This is a genomic window from Arthrobacter sp. TMN-49 (assembly GCF_054511095.1).
Genome location: NZ_JBTNDH010000006.1, coordinates 38,364 through 53,005, shown reverse-complemented (window position 1 = coordinate 53,005; position 14,642 = coordinate 38,364). Strand labels below are relative to the sequence as shown.

At 62.5% G+C, this 14,642-nt stretch carries 10 protein-coding genes; 3 read left to right on the top strand and 7 right to left on the bottom strand.

All coding sequences use genetic code 11. The features are described 5' to 3' along the window. Positions 1–112: 112 nt before the first annotated feature. From ACX80E_RS04340 to trmB, 6 genes are all read right to left on the bottom strand, one after another. On the bottom strand, positions 113–1,342 hold the full coding sequence (locus ACX80E_RS04340) for an MFS transporter (RefSeq protein WP_459300685.1): 1,230 nt from the start codon (positions 1,340–1,342) through the stop codon (positions 113–115). A 19-nt stretch (positions 1,343–1,361) separates the two neighbouring features. Further along, on the bottom strand, positions 1,362–2,108 hold the full coding sequence (gene narI / locus ACX80E_RS04335; protein WP_459300684.1) for a respiratory nitrate reductase subunit gamma: 747 nt from the start codon (positions 2,106–2,108) through the stop codon (positions 1,362–1,364). A gap of 3 nt (positions 2,109–2,111) precedes the next feature. Beyond that, a complete protein-coding gene (gene narJ, locus ACX80E_RS04330) occupies positions 2,112–2,732 on the bottom strand; it encodes a nitrate reductase molybdenum cofactor assembly chaperone (RefSeq protein ID WP_459300683.1) in 621 nt (206 codons plus the stop codon). A gap of 8 nt (positions 2,733–2,740) precedes the next feature. Then, positions 2,741–4,459, bottom strand: coding sequence for a nitrate reductase subunit beta (narH, locus tag ACX80E_RS04325; protein ID WP_459300682.1), 1,719 nt, complete (start codon positions 4,457–4,459; stop codon positions 2,741–2,743). Beyond that, positions 4,459–8,172 carry a nitrate reductase subunit alpha gene (locus tag ACX80E_RS04320; protein WP_459300681.1) on the bottom strand — a complete coding sequence of 1,238 codons (3,714 nt, stop codon included), beginning with the start codon at positions 8,170–8,172 and terminating at the stop codon, positions 4,459–4,461. The genes narH and ACX80E_RS04320 overlap by 1 nt, the downstream gene beginning before the upstream one ends. A gap of 250 nt (positions 8,173–8,422) precedes the next feature. Further along, a complete protein-coding gene (gene trmB / locus ACX80E_RS04315) occupies positions 8,423–9,355 on the bottom strand; it encodes a tRNA (guanosine(46)-N7)-methyltransferase TrmB (RefSeq protein ID WP_459300680.1) in 933 nt (310 codons plus the stop codon). A gap of 378 nt (positions 9,356–9,733) precedes the next feature. Between trmB and ACX80E_RS04310 the strand changes: the two genes are divergently transcribed. Continuing rightward, the gene (locus ACX80E_RS04310) at positions 9,734–11,452 is read left to right on the top strand and encodes a DEAD/DEAH box helicase (protein WP_459300679.1); all 1,719 of its coding nucleotides are present in this window, start codon (positions 9,734–9,736) and stop codon (positions 11,450–11,452) included. 118 nt (positions 11,453–11,570) lie between these two features. On the opposite strand, the gene ACX80E_RS04305 is transcribed toward ACX80E_RS04310, so the two are convergent. Then, positions 11,571–12,353, bottom strand: a complete 783-nt coding sequence (locus tag ACX80E_RS04305) for a hypothetical protein (RefSeq protein ID WP_459300678.1) — start codon at positions 12,351–12,353, stop codon at positions 11,571–11,573. A 173-nt stretch (positions 12,354–12,526) separates the two neighbouring features. Here ACX80E_RS04305 and ACX80E_RS04300 point away from each other — a divergent pair, with 173 nt between their 5' ends. After that, positions 12,527–13,894, top strand: coding sequence for a sensor histidine kinase (locus ACX80E_RS04300; RefSeq protein WP_459300677.1), 1,368 nt, complete (start codon positions 12,527–12,529; stop codon positions 13,892–13,894). Next, entirely contained in the window at positions 13,878–14,567 is a 690-nt protein-coding gene (locus tag ACX80E_RS04295; RefSeq protein WP_459300676.1) for a response regulator, read from the top strand. The genes ACX80E_RS04300 and ACX80E_RS04295 overlap by 17 nt, the downstream gene beginning before the upstream one ends. The last annotated feature ends 75 nt before the right edge of the window (positions 14,568–14,642 follow it).

The following is a 14,642-nucleotide window of genomic DNA, read 5'->3' as shown; positions in this document are numbered from 1 at the left end:
ACGCAGTATTGGGGCCCACGATTACCCCAAGAATCCCCTGACACACAGCAACGGCGGCCAAGACCTGCCCTGATGCAGGTCGTGGCCGCCTTCCCGGATGAAAAGTGCCTCTTTATGTGGCCGGCTGAGTCGCTGGACCCCTGGCAGGAGTTTTCACAAAGAACAAGGCGAAGATTAACGCCACAATGGCCGTAACCACCAGCAGGGACAGCCCAATGGCGTACTTGTAGTGCTCTGCGTTGGGGTTGTACGTCCAGCCCATAATCAGCGGCGGGAAGTAGCCGCCCAAACCGCCGGCAGCACTGACTATGCCGCTAATGGTGCCCACCTTGCCCTCGGGGGAAAGCGCGCCAACCCACGCAAATACGCCGCCTGTGCCCAACCCAAGTGCGCCCGCCAGACCGATGAAAATGGGTCCCGCCTGAACGTCGGCGGCCGGTTCAAGGGCCACCAACAAACCCAGGACCGCCACACCCGCCAGGGACGCCAGCACAACAGGTTTGGAGCCGATCTTGTCCGCCAGTGCCCCGCCAATGGGACGGGCAATCACGGCCGCAAGGGCGAACCCGGCGGTCCGGGCGCCGGCAGCGCTTGGGTCAAAGGCATACACGTCACGCAGGTACGTGGGCAGGTAGGTGGCGAAGGAAACGAAGCCGCCAAAGACGACTGCGTAGAGGAAACACATTTTCCAGGTGACAGCCAGCTTGGCGGCCTCGACAAGCCTGGGCATGACAGGCGCCGTGCTGGGCTGCCAACCGGGGGCGTTCTTCATGAAGCGCCAGACAAGCACAGCCATGACTGCCAGCAGCCCGGCGATCACCAAGTGGGTTGGCACGTAGCCAATGGACTTCACCAAGCGCGGGTTGAGGAACGCGGCCAACGCGGTGCCGCCCATGCCTGCACCAAAAATGCCGGTGGCAAAGCCGCGCCGGGCCGGCGGGTACCAGGCGCTGACAAAGGGGATGCCCACGGCAAACACTGTGCCCGCAATACCCAGCAGGAAACCTGCAACAAGCACCAGGGCAAGGGAGTTCAGGGCGCCACCCAACGCGACCAACAACACGGTGGGGATCGTGGAAACCAAAACAATGGTGAAGAGGGCCCGACCGCCGTACTTGTCGGTCATGATGCCCACAACAATGCGGCCCAGGGAGCCCACAAAGATGGGCATGGCCACCAGAATGCCCATGGTTCCGGCGGACAATTCTAGATTCCTGGCATAATAGGAGCTTAGGGTGGCGATCGCGTTCCAGGCCCAAAACCCCACCACGGAGGCGGCGGTGGCAAGGGCCAGGTTTAACGCCTGACCCTTCAGCGCGGGTGCTGCTTTGGTCTGTGCCATTCTCTACTCCTGTTGTCAGTTAGCGGTTGCGGGTGTCGCGGTCCCGCGTACCCACGTTCGACCAGCCGTCACGGTTGGCAACACTGGCACCCTTGTCCCTGGAGCGGTACACAATGTAGGGCCGGAACAGGTAGTGCAGGGGTGCGGTGAAGGCGTGGACCAGCCGGGTGAACGGCCACACCATGAACAGCAGCATGCCCACCAGTGTGTGGAGGTGGAACGACGTCGGAGCGGCAGCCATGGCGGCTACGTCAGGTTGGAAGATAAACAGCGAGCGGAACCATGGGGAGACGGTGTCGCGGTACGTCACCCCGTGTTCGTCAAAGAACACGCTGGCCAAGGTGGTCCACAGACCAAACAGAATGGCGGCCACCAGCACGACGTACATGAGCTTGTCATTCTTGGTGGTTGCCATGAAGACCGGGCCGGTCTTGCGGCGGCGGTAAATCAGCAAGGCGATGCCGACCAGGGTACCCACGCCTGCAATGGTGCCCACGAACAAGGCATTGAAATGGTAAAGGTCCTCACTCATGCCCACAGCTTCTGTCCACGACTTAGGGATGATCAGGCCAAAGACGTGCCCGGCAATGACGGCCAGCAAACCAAAATGGAATAGCGGGGAACCAATCCGCAAAAGCCTGGATTCATAGAGTTGGGAGGACCTGGTGGTCCAGCCAAATTGATCGTATTTGTAACGCCAGATGGTGCCGCTGACCAGGATGACCACCATGACGTAGGGCAGCACACCCCACAAGAAAATGTCCATTGCTCAGGCGCCTTTCATGGGCAGCAGCCGCGGATCGTAAGGATCTAGGCCCACGGATTCGGTGGGTGGGCCGTATCCGGCCATCCGCATGACAGCTTGTTCGTCTGCAGGGGACGCCCCGGGCAGGGTGTTGCAAACTGCCTGCACTACGGCAGTGTGGGCCAGGTTGTCCCGCAGCAGCCCAAACTTGATCAGTTCAAGGCTGGGCCGGTACTGCTGCAACAACTCCTTGCCGGCGGTCAGGTCCACGGTGGCCGCATATTCCAACACCATGGGCAGGTAATCCGGTAGTTCCCCTCGCGTGTCCACCAGGGTGTCGGAGGCGCGGTACACCTTCTTGAACGCCCCCAACACTTCCCCGCGGCGGCGGGTGTCACCGTCTGTCCAGTAGGAAAGGTGCAAGGCGTGACGCTTACCCAGGTCAAACTCCTGGACGTACTGGGTTTGCAACTCCATCAAGTCGGTGCCCTCCAGCAGGTCCAGTACGACGGCGAACGGCCGGCTTGCGCCCGGAAACTCGCCCAGTGCCGCCCGCATGAGCGGCACCCTGGCCAGTAGTTCGGCGTCGGGATAGGAAAGGCACCAGGCGGCGGCCAGAAACGTAATCTGGTCCCTTTTGTTCACGAAACTGCTCATGGGGTGCCGCCGCCGTCATGGGCATCCGCCCGGGCGTCGACGGCCGGCCCCGCGGGGCGGTTTTGCGGGAACAGCCCGGGCGGCGCACCGTTGCCGTCCCAATTGAGCAGGTTAACCCGGCCACGCAACGTCTCTGCTCCCGCCACGGAATCCGAGGTTTGCCGATCCTGGAGCGCATGGAAAGTTTCCACTGCCACGGGGGTGGGGCGTCCGCTGGCCTCGCCGAAGGGGGAGTTGCCCATGGCACCCATGCCGGGTCCGCCGTCGAAATCCAGGGAACAGCCCATCTCCTCAAGATCGTGCGCCTGCTCGGCGTGCGCCTTGGGAATCACGTAGCGCTCGCTGTACTTGGCGATGGCCATGAGCCTGTACATCTCATACATGGTGGCCCCGTCCATGCCCACACTGGCCGGGATGGACTCGTCGGGGTCATTGCCCAGAGAAATGCCACGCATATAGGCGCGCATGGCCGCCAACTTACGCAGCACCTCCGTGACACGCTCGGTGTCCCCGGCCGTAAACAGCTCGGCCAAATACTCCACGGGGATGCGCAAGGCCTCGATGGCGCCAAAGAGCACGTCCTGGTTTTCGGCGTCGTGCCCCTGGTCGCGGAGCAAATCAACCACGGGGGAGAGCGGGGGGATGTACCAAACCATGGGCATGGTCCGGTACTCGGGGTGAAGTGGCAGGGCCAGCTTGTACACCTTGGTCAGCGCATACACGGGCGACTTTTGGGCTGCCTCAATCCAGTCCTCCTGGATTCCCTGCTCGCGGGCCGCTTGGATGACGGCAGGATCGTTGGGGTCCAGCAGCACATCCATCTGCGACTCGTACAGATCCCTGGGGTCGGTGACCGAGGCCGCGGCGGTGACGGCGTCGGCGTCGTACAGGAAGAGCCCCAAATACCGCAGCCGGCCCACGCAGGTTTCCGAGCACACGGTGGGCAGGCCCACCTCGATGCGCGGGTAGCAGAAGGTGCACTTCTCGGCCTTGCCGGTCTTGTGGTTGAAGTAAATTTTCTTGTACGGGCAGCCGGTCACGCACTGACGCCAACCGCGGCACTGGTCCTGGTCCACCAGCACAATGCCGTCTTCAACGCGCTTATAGATGGCGCCGGACGGGCAGGAGGCCATGCAGGACGGGTTCAGGCAGTGCTCACAAATGCGGGGCAGGTAAAACATGAACGTCTGCTCGTACTCAAACTTGATCTTGTCCTCTGACTCGCGGCGCACCTTCTCCACGATGGGATCCAGATGACCCAGCTCGCTGGTGCCGCCCAAATTGTCATCCCAGTTGGCGCTCCAGGTGATCTTGGTGTCCTTGCCGGTGATCAGGCTCTTGGGCCGGGCCACGGGGAAGTCATCACCCAGGGGTGCGTCCACAAGAGTCTTATAGTCATAGGTCCACGGCTCGTAGTAGTCCTTGAGCTCGGGCTGGATGGGGTTGGCGAACAGACCGAACAGCTTCTTCACGCGCCCGCCGGCCTTGAGCTTGAGGCGGCCGCGCTTGTTCAGCTCCCAGCCGCCCTTCCACTTCTCCTGATCCTCATAGCGGCGCGGATAGCCCTGCCCGGGGCGCGTCTCCACATTGTTGAACCAGACGTACTCCACGCCTGCCCGGTTGGTCCAGGCCTGCTTGCAGGTGACGGAGCAGGTGTGGCAGCCAATGCACTTGTCCAGATTCATGACCATGCCCATTTGAGCCATTACACGCATTAGTACTGCACCTCCTGGGAGCGACGGCGGATGGTGGATACGTTGTCCCGCTGGTTTCCGGTGGGGCCAAGGTAGTTGAACGCGTACGTTTGCTGGGCGTACCCGCCAATCAGGTGGGAGGGCTTGACCAGCAGGCGGGTCACCGAGTTGTGGATGCCGCCGCGCCGGCCCGTGGCTTCAGACTTGGGCACGTCGATGGTGCGCTCCTGGGCATGGTGGATGAAGGCAACACCTGCCGGCATGCGGTGGCTGACCACCGCCCGGCCCACGAACACGCCGTTCATGTTCACGCACTCAACCCATTCGTTGTCTTTTACAGTGATGGAGTCGGCGTCCTGCGGGCTCATCCAGACGGTGGGGCCGCCGCGCGAGAGCGACAGCATGAGCAGGTTGTCCTGGTATTCGGAATGGATGGACCACTTGGAGTGCGGGGTCAGGTAGCGGACCACAATCTCCTTCTCACCCGTGGGTCCCAACTTGGGTTCGCCAAAAAGTTTATGCATGTCCAGCGGTGGCCGGTAGATGGGCAGCGCCTCGCCAATGTCGATGATCCAGTCGTGGTCAAGGAAGAAGTGCATGCGCCCGGTGAGCGTATGAAAGGGCTTGAGCCGCTCAATGTTGATGGTGAACGGTGCATAGCGCCGCCCGCCCGTCTCCGACCCCGACCACTCCGGGGACGTGATGACGGGAACGGGTCCGGCCTGGGTCATGGCAAAGGAAATGTGCTTTTCCTCGCTGCCCTCGGCCAGGTCCACCAGCTTCACGCCCGTGCGCTTTTCCAGCTCCCTGAACCCGCTGACGGCCAGCTGGCCGTTGGTGGTGCCGGAGAACGTCAGGATGGCCTCGGCCAGCTTCGCGTCGGTGTCAATGGCTGGCCGGCCGTGTGCCGCGCCGCCCAGCATGACCCCGTTCGCCTTGGCCAGGTGTGTGAGGGCTTTGTCCAGCTTGTAGTTGACGTCCTTGACGGTGAAGCCCAGCTTGTCCGCCAGCGGGCCCACGGCCGTGAGCTTGTTGGCGATGGCTGTGTAATCGCGCTCCACCACCATGAAGTTGGGCATGTTCTGCCCGGGAATACCCTCAATGCCGTCCTCGCGCCAGTCGCGCACCACCCCGCCTGGCTGGGCGATCTGCCCCGCGGTGTCGTGGATGAGCGGGATGCTGACCAGGTCCTTGCGGGTGCCCAAGTGCTTGACCGCTTGGCGCGAGAACTCCTCGGCCAGCAGCTGGAACATCTCAAAGTCGGTCTTGGTCTCCCATGGCGGGTCAATGGCCGGAGTGAAGGCGTGCACAAAGGGGTGCATGTCGGTCGAGGAGAGATCGTGCTTCTCGTACCAGGTTGCCGCCGGGAAGACGACGTCGGACAGCAGGGTTGTGCTGGTCATGCGGAAGTCGGCGGAGACCAGGAAATCAAGCTTGCCCTCGGGGCCCTGCTCATGCCATTTCACGTCCTTGGGCTTGAGCGATGCCTCGCTGTCCTGGCCCATGACGTTGTTGTGGGTGCCGAGCAGGTTGCGCAGGAAGTACTCGTTGCCCTTGGCCGAGGAGCCAAACAGGTTCGAACGCCACAGCACCAGGGTGCGCGGCCAGTTCGCCGGGGCGTCAACATCCTCAATGGCCGGGTTAATGGTCCTGCTTTGCAGGGACCGTGCCACCCACGTCTTCTCATCCGGCGCCTCGCCGGCCGCCACCGCTGCGATTGCCGCATCGGCCAGATCCAGCGGGTTGGCGTCAAACTGCGGGTAGAACGGCATCCAGCCAAGCCGTGCCGACTGCGCCAGCGCATCGGCCGTGTGCATGCCGTCCAGATTGCCCGTGGATAGTGGGGACTTCAACGCGTCAGCAGAATAGCCGTCCTGGCGCCACTGGTCTGTATGCATGTACCAGTAGCCGGTACCGATCATGGTCCGCGGCGGGCGGGACCAGTCAAGGGCGTTGGCCAGCGACACCCAGCCGGTGATGGGGCGGCACTTTTCCTGGCCCACATAGTGGGCCCAGCCGCCGCCGTTGCGGCCCATGCACCCGGTCAGCATGACGAGCGCCAGAATGGCCCGGTAGGTGGTGTCTCCGTGGAACCACTGGCAGATGCCGGCGCCCATGATGATCATGGAACGGCCCTTGGACTGCTCCGCGTTGCGCGCAAATTCGCGGGCGATCCGGATGCACGCCTGAGCGGGGACTGAGGTGATTTCTTCCTGCCAGGCGGGGGTGTAGGGGGTGGCTGCATCGTTGTAGTCTGTGGCCCAATCACCCGGCAGGCCGGCGCGGCCCACACCGTACTGGGCCAGCATCAGGTCATACACGGTGGTGACCAGGTGGCCATCAACAATCTTGATGGGCACCCCGCGCTTGAGGATGGAGCCGGCACCTTCGGGGTCCTCAAAGCACGGCAGCAGGACTTCGGCCGATTCGGTGGATACCTCCGCCATGCTCAGGGCCGGTTCAATGCCGGTTAGGTCGAGGTTCCATTTGCCTTCGCCGGTTTTGGAGTACCTGTGCCCCAGGGTGCCGTTGGGGACAAGGGCCTTGCCCGTCACCTTGTCAAAGAGCATCGTCTTGAACGCGGCATCCTCCTGGTTTTCCTGACCGGGGACGAACGCGGCGGTGAGGAATTTGCCGGGACTGTACGTCCCGTCGTCGCGCTTCACCAGCCTGATGAGGAACGGCAGGTCGGTGAACTGGCGGACGTAGCTCTGGAAGAACGGCACCTGGCGGTCCACGAAGAATTCCTTGAGCATCACGTGGCCCATGCCCATGGCCAGGGCGGCGTCGGTGCCGGCCGCGGCGGGCAGCCACTCATCGGCGAACTTGGTGTTGTCCGCATAGTCGGGGCTGACGGCGATGACCTTGGTGCCCCGATACCGCACCTCGGTCATCCAGTGAGCGTCGGGGGTGCGGGTGACGGGGACGTTGGAGCCCCACATCATCAGGTAGGTGGCATCCCACCAGTCGCCGGACTCCGGGACGTCTGTCTGGTCGCCAAAAACCTGCGGGCTGGCCACGGGAAGGTCCGCGTACCAGTCATAGAAGGAGGTCATGACCCCGCCAATGAGCTGCACAAAGCGGGTGCCAATCGCGTGGCTGACAATGGACATGGCCGGGATGGGTGAGAAGCCCGCAACCCGGTCCGGGCCGTACGTCTTGATGGTGTTCACGTGCGCGGCGGCGGCAATCTCCAGTGCCTCAGCCCAGGAAATGCGGACCAGGCCGCCCTTGCCGCGGGCATTTTGGTACCTTTTGCGCTTTTCTGGATCGGCAGCGACTTCGGCAAACGCCAGCACGGGGTCCTTCAGGCGCGTCTTGGCCTCGCGGTACATTTCCACGAGCACACCACGGGCATAGGGGAAGCGGACACGCGTGGGAGAGTAGGTGTACCAGGAGAACGCCGCGCCGCGAGGGCAGCCGCGCGGCTCATACTCGGGGCTGTCCGGACCCACGCTGGGGTAATCGGTCTGCTGGGATTCCCAGGTGATGATGCCGTCCTTGACGTACACCTTCCACGAGCACGATCCTGTGCAGTTCACGCCGTGGGTGGACCGCACCACCTTGTCATGGCTCCACCTGTCGCGATAAAAGATGTCGCCGGCCCGTCCGCCCTCCCGGAAAACCACACGGGAGTCATCGCTCGTATCCCACTTGGTGAAGAAACGGCCCAGCTTCAACATCACATCCGACGCCGGTCCATCGACTCCAGCAACAAAAGGTTCAGCAGTCATGGCCCCACCCTAGGTGGTCGGTGCGGTGGTTTCTAGAGTCGGCGGATTAGTCAACAAAGGGCTGCGCTAATGGTTGCCAGCCCTAGGCGACTTTTATGTTTTGTGATCACTTTTGTGTCCTGGGTGTGCGCCTATATGACGCAGGAAGCGGCCCTAGGCTTAAGCCCAACTGGCCCAAAGAAAACACCGAAAGTTCGCGTTTTTGACGCGGTTTTTGGTTTTTTCTGCGGGCCAGTTGAGTAAGGGGTGGCTAGTTGCGGCGGAAGGCCAAGTCGAAGATGACGCGGCCAGCCTTGTGAGCCTTGTTCTCAAAACTGGTCAGGACGCGGCCGTCAAAGCGCGGCGCCCAACCGCCCACCTGATCGGGCTCCGCACTTTGCTCGCAATCAACTCCGCTGAGCCGTGCCTGGGTGAGGGGGCTCTCCGAACCCGAGCGCTCGCCGTCGTACAGGTTCGTGAAGTCGAGGGACGCCGCGCCCACCTGGTGCATCTGCTCGGCGTAGGTGGACCAGTCGGTGGCCAGGCGCCAGATGCCGCCGGGGGCCAGCACCCGGGCAACCAGCGGAGCGAAGGTGTCCTTGACCATGCGGCGCTTATTGTGCTTGGACTTGTGCCACGGGTCCGGGAAGAACACCCAAACCTGGCTGACGGAACCGGCCGGGAGCATGGTGCTCAGCACCTCGGGCGCATTGGCCTGCACCACGCGGACGTTGCTCAGCTCATTGGCAACAATCTTTTGGATGGTCTGCGCCAGGCCCGGTGTGTAAACCTCAACGGCAAGGAAATCCTTGTCGGGGTTTTCCTTGGCCGCGTAGACCACAGCATCTCCCAGTCCGGAGCCAATCTCCACCACCAGGGGTGCCGTACGGCCAAACTCAGCGGCGGCGTCGAAAACGTACTCCGGGTGAACGGAGGTGTCAGCAATATGTCGCGGAACGTCGACCGCGAGGGTGTCGGAGTGATCGTCCCACGCCTGCTGGCGACGACCCTGCAGGCGCGTGCCGCGGCGCACGAAGGACACCGGCTGGGCGCGGTAGGTGCCCTCGGCGGCCTGGCTGCCCGGGGTGACGGGCCGGGCTGAACCGTCCTGCGTGCGGGGCGCGCGCTGCTCAACTGGCTCGGTTGCGGGCGCGTCGGGCGCAGATGCGGGGGATTCGGGCGTGGTGGCTGGAGTTTCACTCATCCCTTTAAGGGTACCGGGCTTCTTCCGGGCTCAAGGAACGGGCGGGCGCGTGCGGTGCTTGACCGCCCGCTAACAGCGAGTGCTGACCTTAGCCACCTGAAACCGGGTGCAACCATGCATCTCGCGGCTACGGTCAGCATTCGGTGCTAAAAGTGAGATGCGGCACTAAGGTGAACGTCCGGCGTCGTGCCGCTGTTAGAATGAGAATACTTAATGTGCTTCAAGCGCATTCTGCGTCGATGAACGCATGCAACTTGTCCCGCAACGATTTTGCTTCACGCAACTCGCGGTTGACACGCTCTGGCTTTGAATCGGCGAACCCGTGGTCAAAACTGCTCGCGGGACGTTGAACCGCCTTACGAAAGATTCTCTCTTTACATGACAACTTTTGCTGCCCTTGGTGCGCCCAAGGAAATCGTTGCTTCACTCGCCGCCCAGGGCATCGAGGAAGCGTTCCCCATCCAGATCAAGACCTTGCCGGACACGCTGGCAGGCCGGGACGTGTTGGGCCGCGGCCGCACAGGCTCCGGCAAGACCATTGCCTTCGCCATCCCGCTCGTTGCCCGTCTGGCCGAGCGTGAAGCCCCTTACTTCCGCAAGCCCGGCCGCCCCATGGGCCTGGTGCTGGCACCCACCCGTGAGCTGGCAACCCAGCTGAACAACACCATCGAGCCGTTGGCCAAGGCCATGGGCCTGAACACCACAGTCATTTACGGTGGTGTTTCCCAGGCTCGCCAGGAAAAGGCCCTGCGCGCCGGCGTCGACATTGTCATCGCCTGCCCGGGCCGCCTCGAAGACCTCATGAAGCAGCGCATCGTCTCGCTGGAAAGCGTTGAGATCACCGTTCTTGACGAGGCCGACCACATGGCTGATCTGGGCTTCCTGCCCGTCGTGAAGCGCCTGCTGGACACCACGCCGACCCAGGGCCAGCGCATGCTGTTCTCCGCAACGTTGGATAACGGCGTGGACAAGATTGTTCAGCGCTACCTCTCCAACCAGCTCACACACTCCGTGGATGAGCCTGTCGCCACGGTTTCCACCATGGAACACCACGTACTGGTTGTTGGCGACCAGACCATCAAGAAGCAGGTCATCGTTGAGCTGGCCTCCGGTGCCGGCCGACGCATCCTGTTCATGCGCACCAAGCACCACGCCCGCAAGCTGGCCAAGACCCTGACCGACGCCGGCATCCCCGCCGTTGATCTTCACGGAAACCTGTCACAGAACGCCCGCGATAGGAACCTGGCCGAGTTCTCCACCGGTGGCGTCCGCGTCCTGGTTGCCACCGACGTTGCCGCCCGCGGCGTGCACGTTGATGACATTGAACTGGTCATCCACGTCGACCCGCCCACAGAGCACAAGGCGTACCTGCACCGTTCAGGCCGTACGGCTCGCGCCGGGTCCGATGGCGTTGTTGTCACCTTGACGCTTCCCGAGCAGCAGAGCGACGTCAAGAAGCTCATGAAGGCAGCCGGAGTTGACGTGAACTTTGAGCGCGTCAACGCCAGCTCACCGACCATCGCGAACCTGGTGGGCGATGTTGCCGACAAGATTGACCCGCGCACCCGTGCAGCCTTGCTCGCAGCCAAGCAGCCGGCACAAGGCGGTGGCACCTCAACCGGCGCCAACGCTCAGCGCAAGCGTGCCCGCACCGGCGCAGCCCCCACAGCCGGTGGCCGTGGCGGCCGTGGCGGACGCGGTCGCGTATCCGCCGACTCTTCCGAGCGTCCGGCAGCTGCCGGAAACCGTTCCGAGCGTCGCGAAGGCCAGCCTCAGGGCGGTCGCCCCGCCGGTCAGGGCCGTCCGGCACGCTCGGGTGAGGGCCGTCCGGCACGCTCGGGTGAGGGCCGTCCGGCCCGTGACGGCGACGTGGCCCGCGGCAACCGCGCAGGCCAGGGTTCTGCTCCCCGCAGCTCCTCGCACACCAACGACGCCCCGCGCAGCAGCTCACGCGGCGCAGGCCAGGGTGGCGCCGTGTGGTCCTCCAACACGGGCGGCAACTCCGGTGGTAGCTTCAACTCCAACGGTGGTGGCGCACGCTCCGGCGGACCGCGCCGCGCCTCAGCACCGGCCTCCAACCAGCGCCGTGGCCGCTAACTAGCGTTTCTTTGAAACTGACCCGCAGTAAACGGCGAAAAATCGATGAAAATCGAGTATTTTCGCCGTTTACTGCGGGTCAGTTTTCCTTTAAGGGCATGATGCGCGACGGCGGGACTCAGTCTGAAGTGGTGGCTTCCGGCGGGGTCAAGCCCATAAACGGTTCCAAGGCCTGCTTGAGTGCGGGCAGATCATCCCGTGCCACTGTGGCGACACCGTAGCTGATGGAGATGGAGCGTGCTGGGAGCTTGAGTTCTTGATATTCCGTGGCTGCCCTGCCTGTGGTGTCCCTGTCAACATTGACCATGGTGACGGCGAGCCACTGCGAGCCCGAATACGCTGTGCCGTTCCACCAATACAGTTGTTGCGGATCAGCTGTGCCGTACTTTTCCACAAGCTTCTTTTGCCACGCGGGGTCGTTGTTGAAGAAACCGCTGTCCTGGGTGAGCTTCACGGGACCCAATCCGCGGGCAGCGGTAAGCCCGCTGATCGTGCCCATGATCTTCTTCCACTCCGTCGTGGCAGCGGGAAGCGTGGTGCTTCTCCACTCATGGGAGTTGTAGGAGGTGGTCATGGTTTCGCCGCCGTAGCCGTTGCCCGTGGTGGGAAACCAGCCGGCTTCGCCAGCGGACTCCCACGCCATTCCATATTCTGCGGTGAGGGCTGTTTTGATTTCCCCGAGCAGGCCCGCGGAGATTGCCTCGGCGTCTTCACTGACAGGTGTCAGCGCCAGATCGTCGGGCAGTGAGCCGGCACTCAGGGGGTAGTCCCGCCAGTTCACTGTGACGTCCTGTCCGGCACCATTGGGGTAGGTGGTGGTGGGCGGGGCAGAGCACGCAGCGAGGCTGAATAAAGTAGCCAGTGCCACCGAAGCCACCGTTGCACGAATCGAAATTCTCACAGCCAAATCCTTTCCCCAGAATGGCCATTCTAGGGAGAATATGGGTCAAGGAGCATCAGACTGAGGGATGACATTGGCTTGAAAGATGAAACTTCTCATCTTTCAGGCGGAACTTGGCGTTAATCGACCTGATTGGCGAAAGCCGGACTGGGGCCGTGGTTAGTGTTGCAGTCATGGAAAAACTCTTGAAAGTCTTGCGCATTTGGGGCGCCCCCGCGGCGGCACTGATCTTCATGGTGCTTTGGTGTGTGGCGGAGGCTGGCCGGATGGGGCCGTGGCTCGGATTTCCCACGTGGAACGGAACTCTGCCGTTGGTGTTCGTGTCGGCGGCTATCGCCGTATCCGTCTGGAAACCATACGTTTCGCTGGGGTTGGTGGCAGCGTTGCTGGTAGGGCAGCTGTTCCACGTCGTCCCAGGCATGGAGTCGAACCACTGGGCCATCTACTTCGGTTCGTTCATCTCTTTGGGGTTTATCCAGTGGACGGGAAACCGCCGGGTGCGCCTCATCTCGGGAGTCGCCAACGCGGTGTTTATCCTGATCATGATGGTGGTCATGCTGTCGTGGCGCTACGGTGCCGGCGTGGGTTGGTTCGGCTACCCCTACAAGGGCGACGCTGTGATGTTCAGAATGTACGGCTGGCAGTTGCTCACGCCGTTCTTGCTAATAGCTGTGGCTTGCGCTGCGGCAGGCCTGGTGCTTTCCCTGTACGAGGAGAAGCGAGGTTTGTTCCAAGATCGCAATCTGGCCCGGGTGACCCTGCAGCAGACAGAAGTTGACTTGATCATCGAGCAGGAGAGAACTCGGATTTCCCGGGACCTCCACGACGTGCTGGCCCATTCACTGGCTGTCATCGCGGCCCAAGCCGATGGTGCCCGTTATGTCGGTGAGGGTCAGCCGAAACCTGTCTTGAACGCGCTGGAAAACATTGCCCGTTCAGCCCGCAGTGCCTTGGTGGATGCCCAGCGAGTCATCGAAGGGGTGGACGACGGCGGCTTGTCGGCTCCCGCGCCCCGGCTCAGTGACGTGAAGCCTCTTTTGGAGAGAATGCAGCAAGGCAGTTTGAAAATCGCCCACAGCGAGTCCGGAGACCCTGTGGGGCTGACAACAGGGGCTCAAGTTGCCGTTTTCCGAATTGTGCAGGAGTGCCTCACCAACGCACTCAAACATGGCGGCCGAGGGACAGCTGTCCGCGTGCACTTCGACTGGAGCGGCCCGGGATTGACGCTTCACATTTCCTCTGACGTTCCGGCCACCGTGGCTGGCGAGCCAACAGAACCACAGGAAACGCGCCCGGGAAGAGGAATAGCGGGCATGCGTGAGCGGGCGCATCTGGCTGGCGGCTGGCTGACAGCCGGACCTGACGGAGAACAGTTCAGGGTCACCGTCTTGATCCCCTATGAAATCCACAAGGATCAGCTCCATGATGTGGCTCAGTTTGTCGAAATCTCAACCGTGCAGGGTAGCGCGGGTACAGGCACGGCCGGGCACGCCATGCAGGCGCTGGCCCCCGTTCCGCAGGGAGATGGCAATCGTGGCTGATGCGGCCAGCCGCATCAAGGTGGCGCTGGTTGACGACCAGGAGCTCTTCCGCGCGGGCATCCGCATGCTCATTGAAAGTCAGCCGGACATGGAGCTGGTGGGTGAGGCGGGGGACGGCGAACAAGCGGTGGCCCTGGCCACCACGCACCGTCCCGACGTCATGCTCATGGACTTGCGGATGCCAGTCATGGACGGTGTCACCGCAACGAGCCGCATTGTTGAAGAATCCCGGACGGCCGGAACTGACACGCCACGGATTATCGCGTTGACAACTTTCAACCGTGATCAAGCAGTGGTTGAGGCGGTGCAGGCGGGGGCCAGCGGCTATTTGCTCAAGAGTGCGGAGCCCGAATTCTTGTTGGCTGCGATTCGCACCGTGTACTCGGGATATTCGGTCATTGCGCCCGGATCCATTCACGATCTCTTTGCGCACGCGGCCCGTTCTTTTCCCACAGCTGGGCCGGACCTGTCAGTGTTGGAAGCACTTTCGGCCCGGGAACGGGATGTGTTTCTTCTGGCCGCCAAGGGATTGGGCAATGCTGAAATAGCCGGAAGCTTGTTTGTTTCAGAGGCAACGGTCAAGACTCACTTGCGCAGCGTGCTGGACAAGCTCGACCTCCGTACCCGCATACAGCTGGTGGCTTTTGCCTACGAACGCCGCCTGTTGGGGTGAGATTGCTGCCACAGGCGACGAGGACTTAATCAACTGACCCGCAGAAAACGCCGAAAAATCATTCAAAATCGTGAT

Coding starts and splice junctions, on each gene's coding strand:
- ACX80E_RS04340 (WP_459300685.1), bottom strand. CDS start 1,342: ATGGCACAGACCAAAGCAGCACCCGCGCTGAAGGGTCAGGCGTTAAAC.
- narI (WP_459300684.1), bottom strand. CDS start 2,108: ATGGACATTTTCTTGTGGGGTGTGCTGCCCTACGTCATGGTGGTCATC.
- narH (WP_459300682.1), bottom strand. CDS start 4,459: ATGCGTGTAATGGCTCAAATGGGCATGGTCATGAATCTGGACAAGTGC.
- ACX80E_RS04320 (WP_459300681.1), bottom strand. CDS start 8,172: ATGACTGCTGAACCTTTTGTTGCTGGAGTCGATGGACCGGCGTCGGAT.
- trmB (WP_459300680.1), bottom strand. CDS start 9,355: ATGAGTGAAACTCCAGCCACCACGCCCGAATCCCCCGCATCTGCGCCC.
- ACX80E_RS04310 (WP_459300679.1), top strand. CDS start 9,734: ATGACAACTTTTGCTGCCCTTGGTGCGCCCAAGGAAATCGTTGCTTCA.
- ACX80E_RS04300 (WP_459300677.1), top strand. CDS start 12,527: ATGGAAAAACTCTTGAAAGTCTTGCGCATTTGGGGCGCCCCCGCGGCG.
- ACX80E_RS04295 (WP_459300676.1), top strand. CDS start 13,878: ATGGCAATCGTGGCTGATGCGGCCAGCCGCATCAAGGTGGCGCTGGTT.